Source organism: Sphingomonas astaxanthinifaciens DSM 22298 (assembly GCF_000711715.1).
In the GTDB taxonomy this organism is placed as follows: domain Bacteria; phylum Pseudomonadota; class Alphaproteobacteria; order Sphingomonadales; family Sphingomonadaceae; genus Sphingomicrobium; species Sphingomicrobium astaxanthinifaciens_A.
Genome location: NZ_JONN01000002.1, coordinates 312193 through 327382 on the forward strand (window position 1 = coordinate 312193; position 15190 = coordinate 327382).

Annotated in this window: 14 protein-coding genes; 12 read left to right on the forward strand and 2 right to left on the reverse strand. The window is 69.7% G+C overall.

The features are described from left to right. Window position 1 precedes the first annotated feature (1 nt). Genes BS69_RS0112580 through BS69_RS0112590 form a run of 3 tightly spaced genes read left to right on the forward strand, consistent with a single transcriptional unit; the run spans window position 2 to window position 2794 of the window. Entirely contained in the window at window positions 2-979 is a 978-nt protein-coding gene (locus BS69_RS0112580) for a type II secretion system F family protein (protein ID WP_029942307.1), read from the forward strand. A gap of 1 nt (window position 980) precedes the next feature. Further along, window positions 981-2006: a LytR C-terminal domain-containing protein gene (locus BS69_RS13845; protein ID WP_051676820.1), complete on the forward strand. Its 1026-nt coding sequence runs from the start codon at window positions 981-983 to the stop codon at window positions 2004-2006. Beyond that, window positions 2003-2794, forward strand: a complete 792-nt coding sequence (locus BS69_RS0112590; protein WP_029942309.1) for a tetratricopeptide repeat protein — start codon at window positions 2003-2005, stop codon at window positions 2792-2794. The genes BS69_RS13845 and BS69_RS0112590 overlap by 4 nt, the downstream gene beginning before the upstream one ends. Here the strand turns inward: BS69_RS0112590 and BS69_RS0112595 are convergent. Beyond that, entirely contained in the window at window positions 2791-3243 is a 453-nt protein-coding gene (locus BS69_RS0112595; RefSeq protein ID WP_156957040.1) for a D-Ala-D-Ala carboxypeptidase family metallohydrolase, read from the reverse strand. The genes BS69_RS0112590 and BS69_RS0112595 overlap by 4 nt on opposite strands. A 471-nt stretch (window positions 3244-3714) precedes the next feature. Here BS69_RS0112595 and clpX point away from each other — a divergent pair, with 471 nt between their 5' ends. Continuing rightward, complete coding sequence (gene clpX, locus BS69_RS0112605; protein ID WP_029942311.1) at window positions 3715-4983, forward strand: ATP-dependent Clp protease ATP-binding subunit ClpX; 1269 nt, start codon at window positions 3715-3717, stop codon at window positions 4981-4983. A gap of 54 nt (window positions 4984-5037) precedes the next feature. On the opposite strand, the gene BS69_RS0112610 is transcribed toward clpX, so the two are convergent. Further along, entirely contained in the window at window positions 5038-7023 is a 1986-nt protein-coding gene (locus tag BS69_RS0112610; RefSeq protein ID WP_029942312.1) for a DUF3857 domain-containing protein, read from the reverse strand. Window positions 7024-7256: 233 nt separating this feature from the next. On the opposite strand from BS69_RS0112610, the gene ffh reads away from it, so the two are divergent. The 8 genes from ffh to BS69_RS0112650 all read left to right on the forward strand — a co-directional run bounded on the left by ffh (window position 7257) and on the right by BS69_RS0112650 (window position 15116). Next, window positions 7257-8714, forward strand: a complete 1458-nt coding sequence (ffh, locus tag BS69_RS0112615) for a signal recognition particle protein (RefSeq protein WP_029942313.1) — start codon at window positions 7257-7259, stop codon at window positions 8712-8714. A 27-nt stretch (window positions 8715-8741) separates the two neighbouring features. Beyond that, on the forward strand, window positions 8742-9326 hold the full coding sequence (gene rpsP / locus BS69_RS0112620) for a 30S ribosomal protein S16 (RefSeq protein ID WP_029942314.1): 585 nt from the start codon (window positions 8742-8744) through the stop codon (window positions 9324-9326). Window positions 9327-9403: 77 nt separating this feature from the next. Then, a complete protein-coding gene (gene rimM / locus BS69_RS0112625) occupies window positions 9404-9886 on the forward strand; it encodes a ribosome maturation factor RimM (protein WP_029942315.1) in 483 nt (160 codons plus the stop codon). 66 nt (window positions 9887-9952) lie between these two features. Continuing rightward, entirely contained in the window at window positions 9953-12307 is a 2355-nt protein-coding gene (locus tag BS69_RS0112630) for a chemotaxis protein CheA (protein ID WP_029942316.1), read from the forward strand. Then, complete coding sequence (locus BS69_RS0112635) at window positions 12304-12747, forward strand: chemotaxis protein CheW (protein WP_029942317.1); 444 nt, start codon at window positions 12304-12306, stop codon at window positions 12745-12747. Before BS69_RS0112630 ends, BS69_RS0112635 begins: the two co-directional genes overlap by 4 nt. Window positions 12748-12819: 72 nt before the next feature. After that, the gene (locus BS69_RS0112640) at window positions 12820-13185 is read left to right on the forward strand and encodes a response regulator (protein WP_029942318.1); all 366 of its coding nucleotides are present in this window, start codon (window positions 12820-12822) and stop codon (window positions 13183-13185) included. 10 nt (window positions 13186-13195) lie between these two features. Further along, a complete protein-coding gene (locus BS69_RS0112645) occupies window positions 13196-14293 on the forward strand; it encodes a chemotaxis protein CheB (RefSeq protein WP_029942319.1) in 1098 nt (365 codons plus the stop codon). Next, window positions 14280-15116, forward strand: a complete 837-nt coding sequence (locus tag BS69_RS0112650) for a CheR family methyltransferase (protein ID WP_029942320.1) — start codon at window positions 14280-14282, stop codon at window positions 15114-15116. Before BS69_RS0112645 ends, BS69_RS0112650 begins: the two co-directional genes overlap by 14 nt. Window positions 15117-15190: the final 74 nt, after the last annotated feature.

Consider the following 15190-nt stretch of genomic DNA (forward strand, 5'->3'; position numbering starts at 1 on the left):
TATGATCGAGAGTTTCGCCGCCAGCAGTGCCGTCCGCCTCGCGGTCCTCGTGATCCTCTTCGCGGGCGTGGTCGCGGGCGCCTTCGGGATCATGAACCTCGAGCTCGGCCGGCGCTCGATGCGCCGCCGGCTCGAGACAGGGGCTGAGGATGCGCCCATCCCGGGGCTTCTGCCGTCGGGCTCGCTGCGCAGCAGCGACAGCGAGAGCAGCTGGGCCCGGCTGATCGCGCGGATCGAGAAGTCGGGGCTCAGCCTCGCCGACACCAACGACCATTCGCTCCGCCAGAAGCTCGCCGCCGCCGGCTTCAGCCAGCCTTGGGCGCCGCGCGCCTACACCCTGATCCGCCTCGCGCTGGTGATCATCCTGCCGGCGCTGTGGCTCGCCTTCCGCTTCCTCAGCCCCGACCGGCCGAGCCTGATGTGGCTCTATTTCCAGTGCATGCTCGCCGCGCTCGCCGGGCTCTACCTGCCGCCCTTGGTGGTCAGCGCCAAGGCCGACCGCCGGCAGGAAGCGATCATCAACGGCTTTCCCGACGCGCTCGACCTCATGCTGGTCTGCGTCGAGGCGGGGCTCGGGCTCGAGGCCGCCTTTGCCCGGGTCGGGCAGGAGATGGCGAACACCCATCCGCTGATCGCCCAGCAGCTCGGCAATGTCGTGCTCGAACTGCGCGCGGGCCGCAGCCGCGAGGATGCGCTGCGCCGGATGGCCGACCGTGCCCAGGCCGACGAAATCCGCGCCTTCGCGACCCTGCTCATCCAGTCGACAAAGCTCGGTTCGTCGGTCGCGCAGACCTTGCGCATTTACGCAGCCGAAATGCGCGAGAAACGGCGGATGCGTGCCGAGGAGAAGGCGCATCGCCTGCCGGTGTTGCTGTCGGTGCCGCTTGTGGCCTGCATGCTTCCGGTGATGATCGGCGTGCTGATGCTGCCAGCCGCGATCCGCGTCATTCGCAGCCTGCTTCCAGCCTTGGGGGGATAGGATGAAGAGGGGGCAATTGTTCGCCGCATCGGCGGCCGTCGCAGTCTTGCTCGGGGCCTGCGCCGCGCACCAGCCGTCACTGACGCTGCGGGAGCGGACGCCGGCGCTCGCCGAGGGCCAGCAGACCGCCGCCTTTCGCGTCGCCGAAGCGCGCAGTTACTTCCAGCTGGGCAGCATCGGCCTTGCCACCGAGGGCTTCCGCCGCGCGCTGCGCGAGGATCCGGCCAGCGTCGACGCGCTGAACGGGCTTGCCGCCTGCTACGACCAGCTCGGCCGCTTCGACCTGTCGCGCAGCTATTATGAGCGCGCGCTCGCGCTCGCCCCGACTGACGCGCGGCTTTACGCCAATCTCGCCACCTCGCTGACCATGCAGGGCAAGAGCGCCGAGGCCGCCGCGGTGCGCGCCGAAATGGCCAGCCGCCTCGCCGCGGGTAGGGAAGTGAGCGTGGCGCTCGCCGCCCCGGTCCCGGCCCCCGCGCCGATCGCCCCCGCTGCGACCGCGCCGCTTGCCGCCCCGGCGCCCAGCGTCAGCCTGCCGATCGACCGCGCCAGCGACGAACTGCGCGTCGCCGAGCGACCGTTCAGCGGGCCCCGGCTCGAACGGGTCAGCCTCGCCGAGATGATCCTGGTCACCTCGCCCGCGACCAGGCTGCCCGTCCGTGTCGCCGAGGCCGGTCCGTCCAGGCCCGCGCCGGCCCGTCCCGCGCCGCGGCTCGCCGCAATCCTGCCCGTGCCACTCAAGGCCGCGCCGGCGCCGGTGCGGGTGATCAATGCCGCGCGCGTGACCCGGCTCGCCGCCAATACCCGCAGCCAGCTCCAGTCGTGGGGCTGGCGGACCGTCGCCATCGCCAATGCCCCCGCCGCCGCCGAGCGTTCGGCGATCCTCTTCCCCGAACGCCGCCGCAAGGAAGCGCAGCAACTCGGCCGCCGGCTCGGAATCGACCTTCACATGCAGGTCGCGGGGCAAGGCGGGGAACTGGTCGTGCGCCTTGGCCGTGACATGGCGAGGCGCCGGATCAGCGCATGAGCCTGGCTCTGGCCGCCTTGGTCGCGGCCGCCGCGCCCGGTTCCAGCATCGCCGAAGCCATGCGTGCGCTCGACGCCGGCCGGCCCGAGCAGGCGCGGGTGATGATCACCGCCGCAATCGGGGAGGGGGCCACTGGCCCCGCGGTCGACCGCCTGCTCGCCGACCTTGCCGCGACCGAACAGCGCTGGCCCGAGGCGACCGCGCGCTACCAGGCCCTGCTGGTCGCTGCCCCCGATGACGCGGCCCTGCTGCGCAGCGCGGGAATCGCCGCGCTGCAGATGGGCGACCTCAATCGCGCGCAGCTGTGGCTAGACCGCGCGGTCCGCTTGCCTTCTGCCGATTGGCGGGCGTGGAGCGCGCGCGGGGTCGCCGCCGACCGCCGCCGCGACTGGGCCACCGCCGACCGCGCCTATGCCGCGGGGCTGACCCTCGCCCCCGACAATCCGTTGCTGCTCAACAATCTCGGCTGGTCGCTGCTGCTGCGCGGACGCTGGCAGGAAGCGGCCTCGTCGCTCACCCGCGCCGCCCGGCTGTCGCCCGCCAATCGCCGCATCGCCGACAACGCCGAGCTCGCCCGCGCCGGCGTGGCCGCAGATTTGCCCGCGCGCCGTGACGGTGAGAGCGATGCCGCCTTCGCCGCGCGGCTCAACGACGCGGGGGTGATTGCCTTCGCCAAGGGAGAGAAGGGCAGGGCCATAGCCGCCTTCGCGCGCGCGCTCGAGGTCAGCGATGCGTGGTTCGATCGCGCAGCCAACAATCTCGCCCTCGCCGAGGGCGCAGGCAACTAGCGGAAGCTCGACGCCACGGCGGTGCCGCCCTGCGGCCGCGACCGGGTCTGCGGCGCGACCGCGAAGCGGAAATAGCTCGCTTCCTGGCGAAGCTCGGCGAGCTGCTCGGCCTGGCTGTGCGGACGCAGCCGGACCGGACCGTCGGCAAAGGCGAAGTGGCTGTGGTCGCCCTCGTCGAGCGATTCCATCAGGTGGAAACCGGCGCGGCGAAGCTCGGCGGCGATCATCGCGTGGCTGACGCCGGGCGCGCGGGCAATGTCCATCGCGCGGCCCGACAGGTGCCAGCTGTTGCGCACACCGCCGACCCGGCGGTTATGCTCGGGGCTGCGCAGCGTGCTGGTGACCCGGCCGAAGCGCGCGCCGATGCTGGCCGCGGCGCTGATCCGGAAGCCGCCGGCGAGCGGCAGGCGCGCCAGTGGGGCGGGGGAGGCGAGCGGTGCCCGGGCCATCGGGGCCGCGGCGCGCGGAAGTTCCCCAACGGTTCGAAGTCCGAAATCGGTCGGCTGCGCGGCGCTTGCGCCCAATAGTAGAAAGATGCCCCCAAGCATCGCCCGACCCCGCTCTCAGATGACGCAGGTTTAACCGAAAATCAGCGGCAAGTCGAGGCGAGGGAAGGGCCATGACGAGGCCCTGTCCCAGCCCGGGAACGGGTTCGGCGCGCCCCGGAAATCCGCCGCTGGTCGCCTTGCCCGCACCGCCTGGCGCGTCGATTGTGGCCTCGCCGTCAGCCTCCAAGTCCCTGAATGCGGCCAGCTTCCCCTCCGGGCGGCCTTGCCCCGGCGTGGCACGATGGCCATATTCGAGCCAAGAACGCTCCCGGATACGCAACGCGTTAAGCCTCTGGAGAGTTTGATTGTGACAGAAAGCGGGCTAGGCTGCCCGCTCGGCCGTGTGCGGACGGTCGGCAGACAAGGACGATTATGACCAAGCTTTCCGGTGGCGACGGCAAGAGCACGCTCTATTGCAGCTTCTGCGGCAAGAGCCAGCACGAGGTGCGCAAGCTCATCGCCGGGCCGACCGTCTTCATCTGCGATGAATGCGTCGAGCTGTGCAACGACATCATCCGCGAGGAATCGAAGTCGGCGCTGGTCAAGACCCGCGACGGCGTTCCGTCGCCCTCCGAGATCAACAAGGTCCTCGACGATTACGTGATCGGGCAGAGCCGCGCCAAGCGGGTCCTCTCGGTCGCGGTCCACAATCATTACAAGCGGCTCAATCACGGCGCCAAGACCGGCACCGAAGTCGAGCTCGCCAAGTCGAATATCCTGCTTATTGGCCCGACCGGCTGCGGCAAGACCTTGCTCGCGCAGACGCTGGCGCGGATCCTCGACGTGCCCTTCACCATGGCCGACGCGACCACGCTGACCGAGGCGGGCTATGTCGGCGAGGACGTCGAGAACATCATCCTCAAGCTGCTCCAGGCCAGCGACTATAATGTCGAGAAGGCGCAGCGCGGGATCGTCTACATCGACGAGATCGACAAGATCAGCCGCAAGTCGGACAATCCCTCGATCACCCGCGACGTGAGCGGCGAGGGCGTCCAGCAGGCGCTCCTGAAGCTGATGGAGGGCACCACCGCCAGCGTTCCGCCGCAGGGTGGCCGCAAGCATCCGCAGCAGGAATTCCTGCAGGTCGACACGACCAACATCCTGTTCATCTGCGGCGGCGCCTTCGCGGGCCTCGAGAAGATCATCGGCGACCGGCTCGAGGGCAAGTCGATCGGCTTCGGTGCGCACGTCGCGGCGCCCGAGGAGCGGCGCACCGGCCAGGTGCTCAAGAACACCGAGCCCGAGGACCTGATGAAGTTCGGCCTCATCCCCGAGTTCATCGGCCGCATGCCCGTGATCGCCACGCTCGAGGACCTCGACGAGGAGGCGCTGGTCAAGATCCTGGTCGAGCCCAAGAACGCGCTGGTGAAGCAATATGCCAAGCTGTTCGACATGGAAGAGGTCGAGCTGGCCTTCTCCGAGGACGCGCTGTCGGCGGTCGCGCGCAAGGCGATCGAGCGCAAGACCGGCGCCCGTGGCCTCCGCTCGATCCTCGAGGCGATCCTCCTCGACACCATGTTCGACCTGCCCGGCATGGACAATGTCGAGAAGGTTCACGTCGACAAGGACGTGGTCGAGGGCCGCAAGGAGCCCGTTCGCGTCTACGCCAACCGCGAAGCCAAGGACGACGCGGCGGCCTGACCGCTTGCGGACGGCCGCGCTCCGGCCTCATGGCCAGGGCGCGGCGGCCTCGCCTCAGTCCTTCTTCCCTTCCTCGTCCTTGACCGGGCGGATCTTGCCGGGCGCGACGACGTAGGCGAACTTGTCGTTCAGCTCGTCGGCCACCTTCTTCATGCTGCGCGTTTCCTCGGCGCTGGCTTCGGGCTTTTCGTGGACGAAGACCGCGCGGGTGACCGCCTTGTCGCCCTCGATCCCGATCGAGCGGGTGATCCGGACCGCCCCGAACCGCCGGTCGATCTGCTCACCCTCGGCCTTGAAGCCCTTGCCCCCATTGGGAAGCAGGATCGTCTCGCTGCTTGCGATATAATAAGGCCAGTTCATCACCAGCGGCAGGTCGCGGTCCTTGTCGCCCGAGCGGCCGTCCTCGAACTCCCATTTCACGGTGTTCTGGCTGAGCTCGTAGCGATAGCCCTTCAGGCCCTTGATCGGCGACCAGTCCATGGTCGCGGTCCCGGCGAAGGTCACCTTGTAGCTGCCGTCGGGCTGCTCCGGCTCCTCGGACTTGAGCGCAAGGTCCTTGTTGGCAACCCCGGGCACGAAATTCTGCAAATTCTCGAGATGCTTGTCGGCATCCTCGCTCGCCGCCTTGGCCGCGCGCATCTGCGAGGCGGTCTCGTCGCGAAGGACCAGCGTGGCGGTGAACGGCACCCGCCGCTCGAACCCCTGGCGACCGTCCCAGACGACATCGGCCTGGGACAGGGCCTGCGCGGGGATCGTCCGCGCGATGGAGATGAGGTCGGTGCCGGGGACGAGGGGAAGCCCGCGCACGAAGGCGGACCGGCTCAGCTCGGAAACGGTTCGCTGCCCGTAGCTGGTGGGATCGAGGTAGAGCGTCCTGCCATTGACCCGGGCGCGCACCATCACATGGTCGAAGACCGCCAGCGAGGGGTGGAGCTCGGGCATGTACGAATTGAGGCTGCTGCTGACGAGCATCGGCTCGGCCTCGATCCCCAGCCGGTCGAGCAGGCCGAGCAGGAGCGCGGTCTTGCCCTTGCAGTCGCCGAACTTCTGCTCCCACGTTTCCTCGGCGCCGACCGGGACATAGGCGCCCTGGCCGAGCAGCAGCGCGACGTAGCGGACCTTTTCCTGCGCCAGGCGAAGCGCGGCGAGCAGGCGCTGCTCGGGATCCTTGGAGGCCGCGGCGATGCGGTCGGCCTCGGCAGCGAGCGGCGAGCCGTCCTTGATCGTGCGCGCCTTGGCGAACAGCGGGATGACCGCGGTCGCGACCTCGTTCCAGTTCGACCAGGCGGTCACCTGCACCAGCGGCGCCGTGAAGCGCGACGGCGTTCCCGTCGGCCATTCGCGCGCCTTGGCGCCGCTTCCGACGAAGAAATAGTCGGTGTAACCGCCGGCCTTGGTGACCGTCGGTTCGGCCGTGGCCGGCGCCCGATACCATTTCACCGCCAGGTCGTCGGGGACGATCAGCCGCCGCTCGGTGCGGTTGATCGTCTCGTCGGCGTTGACCATCCACACTTCCTCGGGCCGGACCGCGATGACCGGCGCCTTGGTGGTGTAGCTCACCGCCACCGTCAGCCGGTCGCCGAGCTGGAGGCCCTTGACGGGCAGCACCACCGTGCGGCCACCGTCGAGCATCGCCTTGTCGAGGTTGGTCTCCTGCCGGAGCACCATCATCGCGGCGGGGTCGAGGGCGTTGATGACCTTGCCCGCGCGGTTGATCTCGATCTTGTGGATGGCGAAGTCGGAGCGCTCGACGTTCCACGGCATCGCGACCGTGCCGATGCCCTGGAGACCGGTCACCGTCTGGGGCTGCGCGACATATTCGAGATAGGTGGTGGTCGCCTCCCGGGCGAGCCGCTCCTGGACGTTGAGGACCAGAACCTGCGCCGGCAGCGCGAGCAGCTTGGGATTGGGGGTCGGGACCTTGACCGGCACGACCCAGGCCGGAGCGGGCCTGATCGAAGGGGTGGGATCGGCCGCGTGGGCCGCAGCAGGCATTACCAGCACGGCCGCGGCCATGCTGCCCCCGAACGAACGCATCATCACTTACTGTCCCCCTTAGTACCCCGAGCACTAATGCAGATCAGTCTAACGAGGCTTTACCGCCTCGCAAGCGGCGCCCGGGCCACAGTTGAACTTGTTCGTCTCTTGGGCTAAGCGCCGCTCCGTCATTCGTGACAATCATCGATGAGCGCCTTTCGGGGCACGCTGGCCGGCGAGGTTTCGCCCGCCGGCGGTTTTCGCTTTGTGCCCGTCGATACCGGAGTTGAGTGAGAATGTTCGAGACCCTCAGCGACCGCCTCGGCGGCGTATTCGACAAGCTTCGCGGCCGCGGCGCCCTCACCGAGGCCGACGTGCGCGGGGCCATGCGCGAAGTGCGCGTGGCGCTGCTCGAGGCCGACGTCGCGCTGCCGGTCGCCCGCGACTTCGTCGACCAGGTCACCGAGCGTGCGGTCGGCCAGGAAGTGCTGCGCTCGGTCACGCCGGGCCAGCAGGTCGTCAAGATCGTCAACGACGCGCTGGTCGAGATGCTGGGCGCCGACAGCGCCGAGCTCGACCTCGCCGTCACCCCGCCCGCGGTCATCATGATGGTCGGCCTCCAGGGCTCGGGCAAGACGACCTCGACCGCCAAGCTGGCCAAGCGGATCACCGAAAAGGACCGCAAGAAGGTCCTGATGGCGAGCCTCGACGTCGCCCGTCCGGCGGCGCAGGAGCAGCTTGCCGTGCTCGGCCGCCAGGCCAAGGTCGACACGCTGCCGATCGTGCCCGGCCAGTCGCCGGTCGACATTGCCCGCCGCGCGCTCCAGTCGGCCAAGCTTCAGGGCTATGACGTCCTGCTGCTCGACACCGCGGGCCGCCTCCACGTCGACGACAGCCTGATGGGCGAGATGAAGGCGGTCGCCGAGGTGAGCCGTCCGGCCGAGACCCTGCTCGTCGTCGACAGCCTGACCGGCCAGGACGCGGTCAACGTCGCCAAGGGCTTTGGCCAGCAGATCGACCTCACCGGCGTCATCCTCACCCGCATGGATGGCGATGCCCGCGGCGGCGCGGCGCTGTCGATGCGCGCGGTCACCGGCAAGCCGATCAAGTTCGCCGGTACGGGCGAAGGCCTCGAGGCGCTCGAGCCCTTCCACCCGAGCCGCGTCGCCGGGCGCATCCTTGGCATGGGCGACGTCGTCAGCCTGGTCGAGCGCGCCGCCGAGACGATCAAGGTCGAGGACGCCGAAAAGCTCGCGGCCAAGATGGCCAAGGGCAAGTTCGACCTCGACGACCTGCGCATGCAGCTCCAGCAGATGCAGCGCATGGGCGGCCTTGGCGCGCTTGCCGGCATGATGCCCGGGATGAAGGGCATGAAGGGCGCGATGGAGAAGGCGCAGGACACCAAGGCGCTGATCCACCTCGAGGCGATGCTCTCCTCGATGACCGCGACCGAGCGGGCCAAGCCCGGTCTCATCAACGCCAAGCGCAAGATCCGCATCGCCAAGGGCGCGGGACGGACCGTCCAGGACGTCAACAAGCTCCTCAAGATGCATCAGGAGATGGAAGGCGCGATGAAGCGCCTCAAGAAGATGGGCGGCCTCGGCAAGCTCGCGGCGATGTTCGGCAAGGGCGGCATGGAGGGCGCGATGGGCGGCCTCCTCCCCGGTGCCGGAGCGCCCGGCCTGCCGGGTCTTCCCGGGGGTTCCAGCCCGTTCGGCCTGCCGCCGGGCGGCGACCGTTTCAGCAAGAAATAACAACGAACTAGAAGAAGGAATGAACCAATGGCAGTAGCAATTCGCCTCGCTCGCGGCGGCTCCAAGAAGCGTCCTTATTATCGCATCGTCGTGGCCGACAGCCGCAACGCCCGTGACGGCCGCTTCATCGAGAAGGTCGGCACCTACAACCCGCTGCTCGCGAAGGATTCGCCCGAGCGCGTCAAGCTCGACCACGACCGCATCAGCCACTGGCTGAGCGTCGGCGCCCAGCCGACCGATCGCGTCGCCCGCTTCCTCGACGCCGCCGGCCTCAAGGAGCGCACCGCGCGCAACAACCCGAACAAGGGCAAGCCGGGCGAGAAGGCGACCGAGCGCGCCGAGGAGCGTGCGACCAAGGCCGCTGAGGCCGCCGAGGCCGCTGCCGCCGCCGCCGCCGAGCCGGCCCCGGCCGAAGAGCCGGCCGCCGAGGAAGTGGTCGCCGAGGAGGCTGCCGCCGAGACCCCGGTCGTCGAGGAAGCCGCTGCCGAGGCTCCGGCCGAGGAAGCTCCGGCCGCCGAGGCCGAGCCGGTCAGCGCCCCGACCCAGCCCGAGCCGGCCGAAGGTTCGGACGAGGCCGCTCCGGCCGAAGGCGCCGAGAAGGCCGAAGGCTAAGCCATGTCCCTCGACTTCGCTCGGGACAAGCGGAGCCACGCTCCGTTGGTGCCGGGCGAAGTCGAGACCCATTGCCGATGACGACCCGCATCACCCTTGCCGCCATCGCCGGCGCCCATGGCGTCCGCGGCGAGGTGCGCCTCAAGTTGTTTGGCGAGGGGCCCGAGAGCCTCCGCGCCCACGACAAGCTTCATGTCGGCGGCCAGCTTCGCCGGCTGCTCCATGTCGGCGGCACGGCCAAGAGCCCGACCGCGCGCTTCGAGGGCGTCGCCGACCGCAATGCCGCCGAGGCGCTTCGGGGCACCTTGGTCGAGGTCGACCGTGACGCCTTGCCGCCACTTGGCGAGGGCGAATATTATCATGCCGACCTCCTCGGCCTGCCCTGCGTGGACGGCGACGGAGCCGCACTCGGCACCGTGGTCGCGGTCGAGAATTTCGGCGCCGGCGACCTCCTCGAAATCGAACGTGACGGCGGCAAGCGCGCGCTCATCCCGTTCCGGCCCGGGATCGCCGACCTCGAGGACGGCCGCATCGTGCTCGACCCCGCTTTCCTCGCCTAGCCCACTAACGCGCCCTTAACCCTCGCGCGTTACCTCGGCCCTGATGCAGCCGAGTGAAGTGAGGCCATGGACGATCTGATTGCCGATTTCGTCTCCGAATGCCGGGACATGCTGGAAAGCCTCGGCGGCGAGATCGTCGCCTGGGAGGCGCAGCCGCAGGACCGCGCCCGGCTCGACAGCATTTTCCGCTTCGTCCACACGGTGAAGGGAAATTGCGGCTTTTTCGACTTTCCCCGGCTCGAGGCGCTGAGCCACGCCGCCGAGGACGCGCTCGCCGATGTCCGCGCCGGCCGCCGCCAGCCCGATCCGGCCCTCGTCAGCGCGGTCCTCGCGGTGATCGACCGGATCGGCGAGATGGTCGAGGTGATCGCCGCCGGCCAGCCGCTTCCGGACGGCAGCGACGAGGACCTGATCGAGGCCCTCAAGCCCGGCGCCGAGCAGCCCGCCCAACCGGCCCAGCCCGCGCCTGCGGCCAACCCCGTCGCCAATGCCTTCGCCAGCGGCGCCGCGCCGCGCACCATCCGCCTGTCGGTCGACCTACTCGACCGGATGATGAGCGGGGTCAGCGACCTCGTCCTCGCCCGCAACGAGCTGGCCCGGCGGCTGCGCGACGGCAATGCCGATGTCGCGGTGGCCGGCGCCTTCGAGCGGATGAGCGGGATCATCGCCGAGATGCGCGACGCCATCACCCGGACCCGGATGCAGCGGATCGAGAGCCTGTTCGTCGGCCTGCCGCGGATGGTCCGCGACCTTTCCGCCGAGCTCGGTCGCCAGGTGCTCGTCGACATCGACGGCGGCGACGTCGAACTCGACCGCGAGATGATCGAGATGATCCGCGACCCCCTGACCCACATCGTCCGCAACGCGGTCGACCACGGGATCGAGCCCCCGGCCGAGCGGCTCAAGGCCGGCAAGCGCGAGATCGGCCTCCTGAGCGTCTCGGCGCGCCAGTCGGGCAACCAGATCCTGATCGACATCGTCGACGACGGCCGCGGGATCGACGGCAAGAAGCTCGTCGCCAAGGCGCTCGACGTCGGCATCATCGAAAGCGCCGACGCGGCCCGCCTGTCGTCGCGCGAGCAGCTCAACCTCATCTTCGAGGCCGGCCTGTCGACCGCACGCGAGGTGACCAGCATCTCGGGCCGCGGGGTCGGCATGGACGTCGTCCGCTCCAACGTCGAGCGGATCGGCGGTCTGGTCGAAGTCGAAAGCAAGGTCGGGCAGGGGACCCGCATCACCGTCCGGGTGCCGCTGACCCTCACCATCATTCCCGCGCTCACCGTCTCGATCGGCAACCAGCATTTCGCCATTCCCCGGGTCGCGATCGAGGAGATCGTGCGAGCGGGCGGCGAGGCGGTCGAACTGTCCCATGTCGGCGGCGCGGGCATCGTCACCATCCGCGGCCGCCGGGTCCCCGAGATCGTGCTCGCAGACGTGCTCGGCCTCGACAGCCCGCTCACCGAGGAGGAGCGCACCTTGATCGTCCTCAAGCCCGCCGGCGGCGACGTCTATGCGCTGGCGGTCGACCGGGTCCACGACCATGAGGAACTGGTGGTCAAGCCCGCCGCGCCCGCGGTGATGGCGACCGGCCTCTATGCCGGGACCACGCTTGCCGACGACGGCTCGCCCATCCTGCTGTTCGACCCCGCCGGGCTCGCCCGCGTCGGCGGCGTCAAGATCGAGACCCAGGAACGCAGCGTCCGCCTGCTCGACGAGGCCGCGCCCGCCAAGGCCGAGGAAGCGACCCCCGTGCTCCTGTTCCGTGACCGGCTCGGCAACCGCCGCGCGATCCGCCTGGGGATCGTCGACCGGATCGAGGAAGTCCCGGGCAGCGCGATTTCCATGGCCGCGGGCCGGATCCGCGTGCAGCTCGGCCAGGACATACTGCCGCTGGCCGGGATCGACGTGCCCCCGGAGGCGCACGAGAAGGTCCGCCTGTTCCGCCTCAGCGACGGCGACGTCCAGCTCGGCCTCGCCTTCCGCGAGGTGATCGACCTCGACGCCATCGCCGAGAATGTCATTCCCGCCGACGTGCCGGGTCCGGTCGAGGGGGTGACCCTCGTCGCCGGCGAGCCCGCCGAACTGGTCGACGCCCACTGGCTGTTCGCGACCGAAGGGCAGGGGGCGGCCGCGCTCGACACCCCGCCGGTGTGCCGCCTCGACCTCGCCGACCCGTGGGTCCGCAACATGCTCCGACCGATCGTCGAGGCCGCGGGCTATCGCGTGGTGCCGAGCGACAGCGAGGTCGCCGCCGACCTCGCCATTGCCTGGGCCGGGACCGAGGGGGCCGCCGCGAAGCGGACGCTCTGGCTCAGCCCCGAGCCCGACGCGCCGGCCAACGAAAATCACATCTACCGCTACGACCGCGCTGGCCTGCTGGTCGCGCTGCGCGATGCCGCCGCCAGGGGAGCAAAGGCATGAACGAACTCCTGCTCGTGGTCCGGATCGCCGGCCAGCGCGTCGCCATGCCCGCCGCGCGGATCGAGAGCGTGGTCGAGCTCGACACCCTCATTCCAGTGCCCCGCGCGGCCGAGCATGTCGCGGGCCTCTCGGCGCTGCGCAGCCGGGTGCTGACGGTGATCTGCTGCCGCCGTTCGCTCGGGCTCGACATGCCCGACGTGCTCGACGGCATCCTCGAAGCCGCGGTGACCGAGCTCGACGGCCATCATTATGCGTTGATCGTCGACGGGGTCGAGGACGTGATCGAGGCCCAGAGCGATCCCGCGCCGGTCCGCGCGGCCATGGGCGAGGGCTGGGAGCGGGTCTCGACCGGCATGGTCGAGACCGAGGAAGGCGCGCTGCTGCTGGTCGACGTCGGCGCGCTGGTCGCCGGCCCCGATGCCGCCCGGCAGGCGGCCTGACCAAAATCTTAACCCTCGCAGGCTAGACCTCCTTTCAACGAACCAACTGCTTCTCGGAACGGTGCTCCACTTATGAAGACCTGCCTCATCGTCGACGACTCCAAGGTCATCCGGAAGGTCGCGCGCCACATCCTCGAGACGCTCGAATTCAGCGTCGAGGAGGCCGGCGACGGCCGCGAGGCGCTCGAGCGCTGCGAGGCGGCGATGCCCGACGTGGTTCTGCTCGACTGGAACATGCCGGTGATGAGCGGCATGGAATTTTTGAAGCTCCTTCGCCAGCGCGGCCACAGCGACCAGCCCAAGGTCGTCTTCTGCACCACCGAGAACGACATGGCGCATATCCGCGCCGCGCTCGAGGCTGGGGCGGACGAATATGTGATGAAGCCGTTCGACCGCGAGACGCTCCACATCAAGCTGCAACTCGTCGGCGTCGCCTGAGCCTCCTCCCATGGCTTCGGCGCTCGCCAGACAGACCGCGGCGCCCCATCACCCGCAGGTCCGCCCGCTTCGGCTGATGATCGTCGACGATTCGCTCGTCGCGCGCGCGGTGCTGACGCGGATGGTCGAACTGGGCGGCGGGATCGAGATCGCCGCCGTCGCCGGCACCGCCGAGGACGCAGTCGAGGCGCTCGCCCACGTCCGCGTCGATGTCATTCTCCTCGACCTCGAAATGCCGGGGGCGGGTGGGCTGAACAAGCTTCCCGACATCCTGCGCGTCGCGCGCGGGGCCCGGGTCCTGATCGTTTCCAGCCTTGCCGAGGAAGGCGCCGCGGCGACCGTCCGGGCGCTGGCGCAGGGCGCCGCCGACACCTTGCTCAAGCCCGGCACCGGGCGCATCCAGGGCCGCTTCGCCGACATCCTGATCGCCAAGATCCGCGCGCTCGGGATCACCGAGGAAGAGGAAGCGACCCCGTCGGGCCCGACGCCCGCGCCGCTCCGCGCGATGGCGACCGAGGAATTGTCGCTGCTCGCGGTCGGCGCCTCGACCGGCGGGATCCACGCGCTCGGCCGCTTCTTCGCCGACCTGCCGCGCCGGATCCACGCGCCTATCATCGTCACCCAGCACCTGCCGCCACCCTTCATGGACGTCTTCGCGCGCCAGCTTGGGACTGCCGCCAAGCGCGTCACTCGCATCGCTGCCGACGGCATGCGCCTCGTCGACGACGAAATCCTGATCGCGCCGGGCGATGCCCACCTCACCGTCGAGGAGCGCCGTGACGGAAGTCTCGCGGTGCGCCTGACCGGCGGGCGGGCCTCGAGCGGGTGCCTTCCGAGCGTCGACCCGATGCTGGCCAGCGTCGCCGCGCTCAAGCGCCCCGGCGCGGTCGGGGTGATCCTGTCGGGCATGGGCCGCGACGGGGTCGAGGGCTCGACCGCGCTGGTCGCAAGCGGGGGATCGGTCCTGGTCCAGGACGAAGAGACGAGCGCGGTCTGGGGAATGCCGCGCGCCGTCGCCGAGGCGGGGCTCGCCGCCGCCATCCTGCCCCCGGAAAAACTTGCCCGTCGTGTTGCGTCCCGGATTGGCCAGACCCATGCAGATCAGTGATTCCAGCTCCCGGATCCTCGCGGGCATGCTCGAGGCCCGCACCGGGCAGCAGCTGACCATGAGCCGTCGCTGGCGGCTCGAGACGGCGCTGTCGCAATTGCTGCGCGAGCGCGGGATCGCCAGCATCGACGAGCTCATCACCATCCTCGTCATGGGCCGCGAGCCCAGCCTGTCGACCCGGGTCGTGGAGGCTTTGTTGAACAACGAAACCTATTTCTTCCGCGATCGCGTGCCGTTCGACCTCCTCAAGGCCTCGGCGCTGCCCGAGCTCGCGCGCCGCCGCGAGGGGTCGAAGACGCTCCGCGTCTGGTCGGCGGGCTGCTCGGCGGGGCAGGAGGCCTACAGCCTCGCCATGCTGTTCGCCGAGGACCCTGTCCGCTGGAACGGCTGGACGATCGACATCCTCGCCAGCGACGTCAGCGAAAGCGTGGTCGAGCGGGCGCGGGCGGGCACCTATACCCAGTTCGAGGTCCAGCGCGGCCTCGGAATCCAGCAGATGATCCGCTGGTTCGAGGAGACCCCGGCGGGCTGGCGCGCGGCCGAGGCGCTGCGCAAGTCGGTCCGCTTCCAGGTCCACAATTTGCTCGAGCCGCCACCGCATCCGGGCCGGTTCGACCTCATCCTGTGCCGCAACGTCCTTCTCTACCTGAACGACGCGACCCGCAGGAAGGCCTTCGACCGGCTCTCCGCCGCGCTGTCGCCCGATGGCTGGCTGATGCTCGGGGCAGGGGAGACGGTGATCGGCCAGGCGACCAGCCTCGAAACCGACCGCGAGATGCGCGGCCTCTACCGGCTCAAGGACCAGTCGGCCAAGGCGGCCTAAGCCTCTTGACCTGGCGCGCCGCTTTTTGTCCCTAGGGGCCCGTGGACTTCATCTCCCGCCCTTCTCCCAACCAT

Bases quoted from the DNA above. Each gene is read 5' to 3' on its own strand.
- clpX (WP_029942311.1), top strand. From the start codon at position 3,715: ATGACCAAGCTTTCCGGTGGCGACGGCAAGAGCACGCTCTATTGCAGC.
- BS69_RS0112610 (WP_029942312.1), bottom strand. From the start codon at position 7,023: ATGATGCGTTCGTTCGGGGGCAGCATGGCCGCGGCCGTGCTGGTAATG.
- BS69_RS0112635 (WP_029942317.1), top strand. From the start codon at position 12,304: ATGAACGAACTCCTGCTCGTGGTCCGGATCGCCGGCCAGCGCGTCGCC.
- BS69_RS0112630 (WP_029942316.1), top strand. From the start codon at position 9,953: ATGGACGATCTGATTGCCGATTTCGTCTCCGAATGCCGGGACATGCTG.
- BS69_RS0112595 (WP_156957040.1), bottom strand. From the start codon at position 3,243: ATGGCCCGGGCACCGCTCGCCTCCCCCGCCCCACTGGCGCGCCTGCCG.
- rpsP (WP_029942314.1), top strand. From the start codon at position 8,742: ATGGCAGTAGCAATTCGCCTCGCTCGCGGCGGCTCCAAGAAGCGTCCT.
- BS69_RS0112645 (WP_029942319.1), top strand. From the start codon at position 13,196: ATGGCTTCGGCGCTCGCCAGACAGACCGCGGCGCCCCATCACCCGCAG.
- rimM (WP_029942315.1), top strand. From the start codon at position 9,404: ATGACGACCCGCATCACCCTTGCCGCCATCGCCGGCGCCCATGGCGTC.
- ffh (WP_029942313.1), top strand. From the start codon at position 7,257: ATGTTCGAGACCCTCAGCGACCGCCTCGGCGGCGTATTCGACAAGCTT.
- BS69_RS13845 (WP_051676820.1), top strand. From the start codon at position 981: ATGAAGAGGGGGCAATTGTTCGCCGCATCGGCGGCCGTCGCAGTCTTG.
- BS69_RS0112590 (WP_029942309.1), top strand. From the start codon at position 2,003: ATGAGCCTGGCTCTGGCCGCCTTGGTCGCGGCCGCCGCGCCCGGTTCC.
- BS69_RS0112580 (WP_029942307.1), top strand. From the start codon at position 2: ATGATCGAGAGTTTCGCCGCCAGCAGTGCCGTCCGCCTCGCGGTCCTC.
- BS69_RS0112650 (WP_029942320.1), top strand. From the start codon at position 14,280: ATGCAGATCAGTGATTCCAGCTCCCGGATCCTCGCGGGCATGCTCGAG.
- BS69_RS0112640 (WP_029942318.1), top strand. From the start codon at position 12,820: ATGAAGACCTGCCTCATCGTCGACGACTCCAAGGTCATCCGGAAGGTC.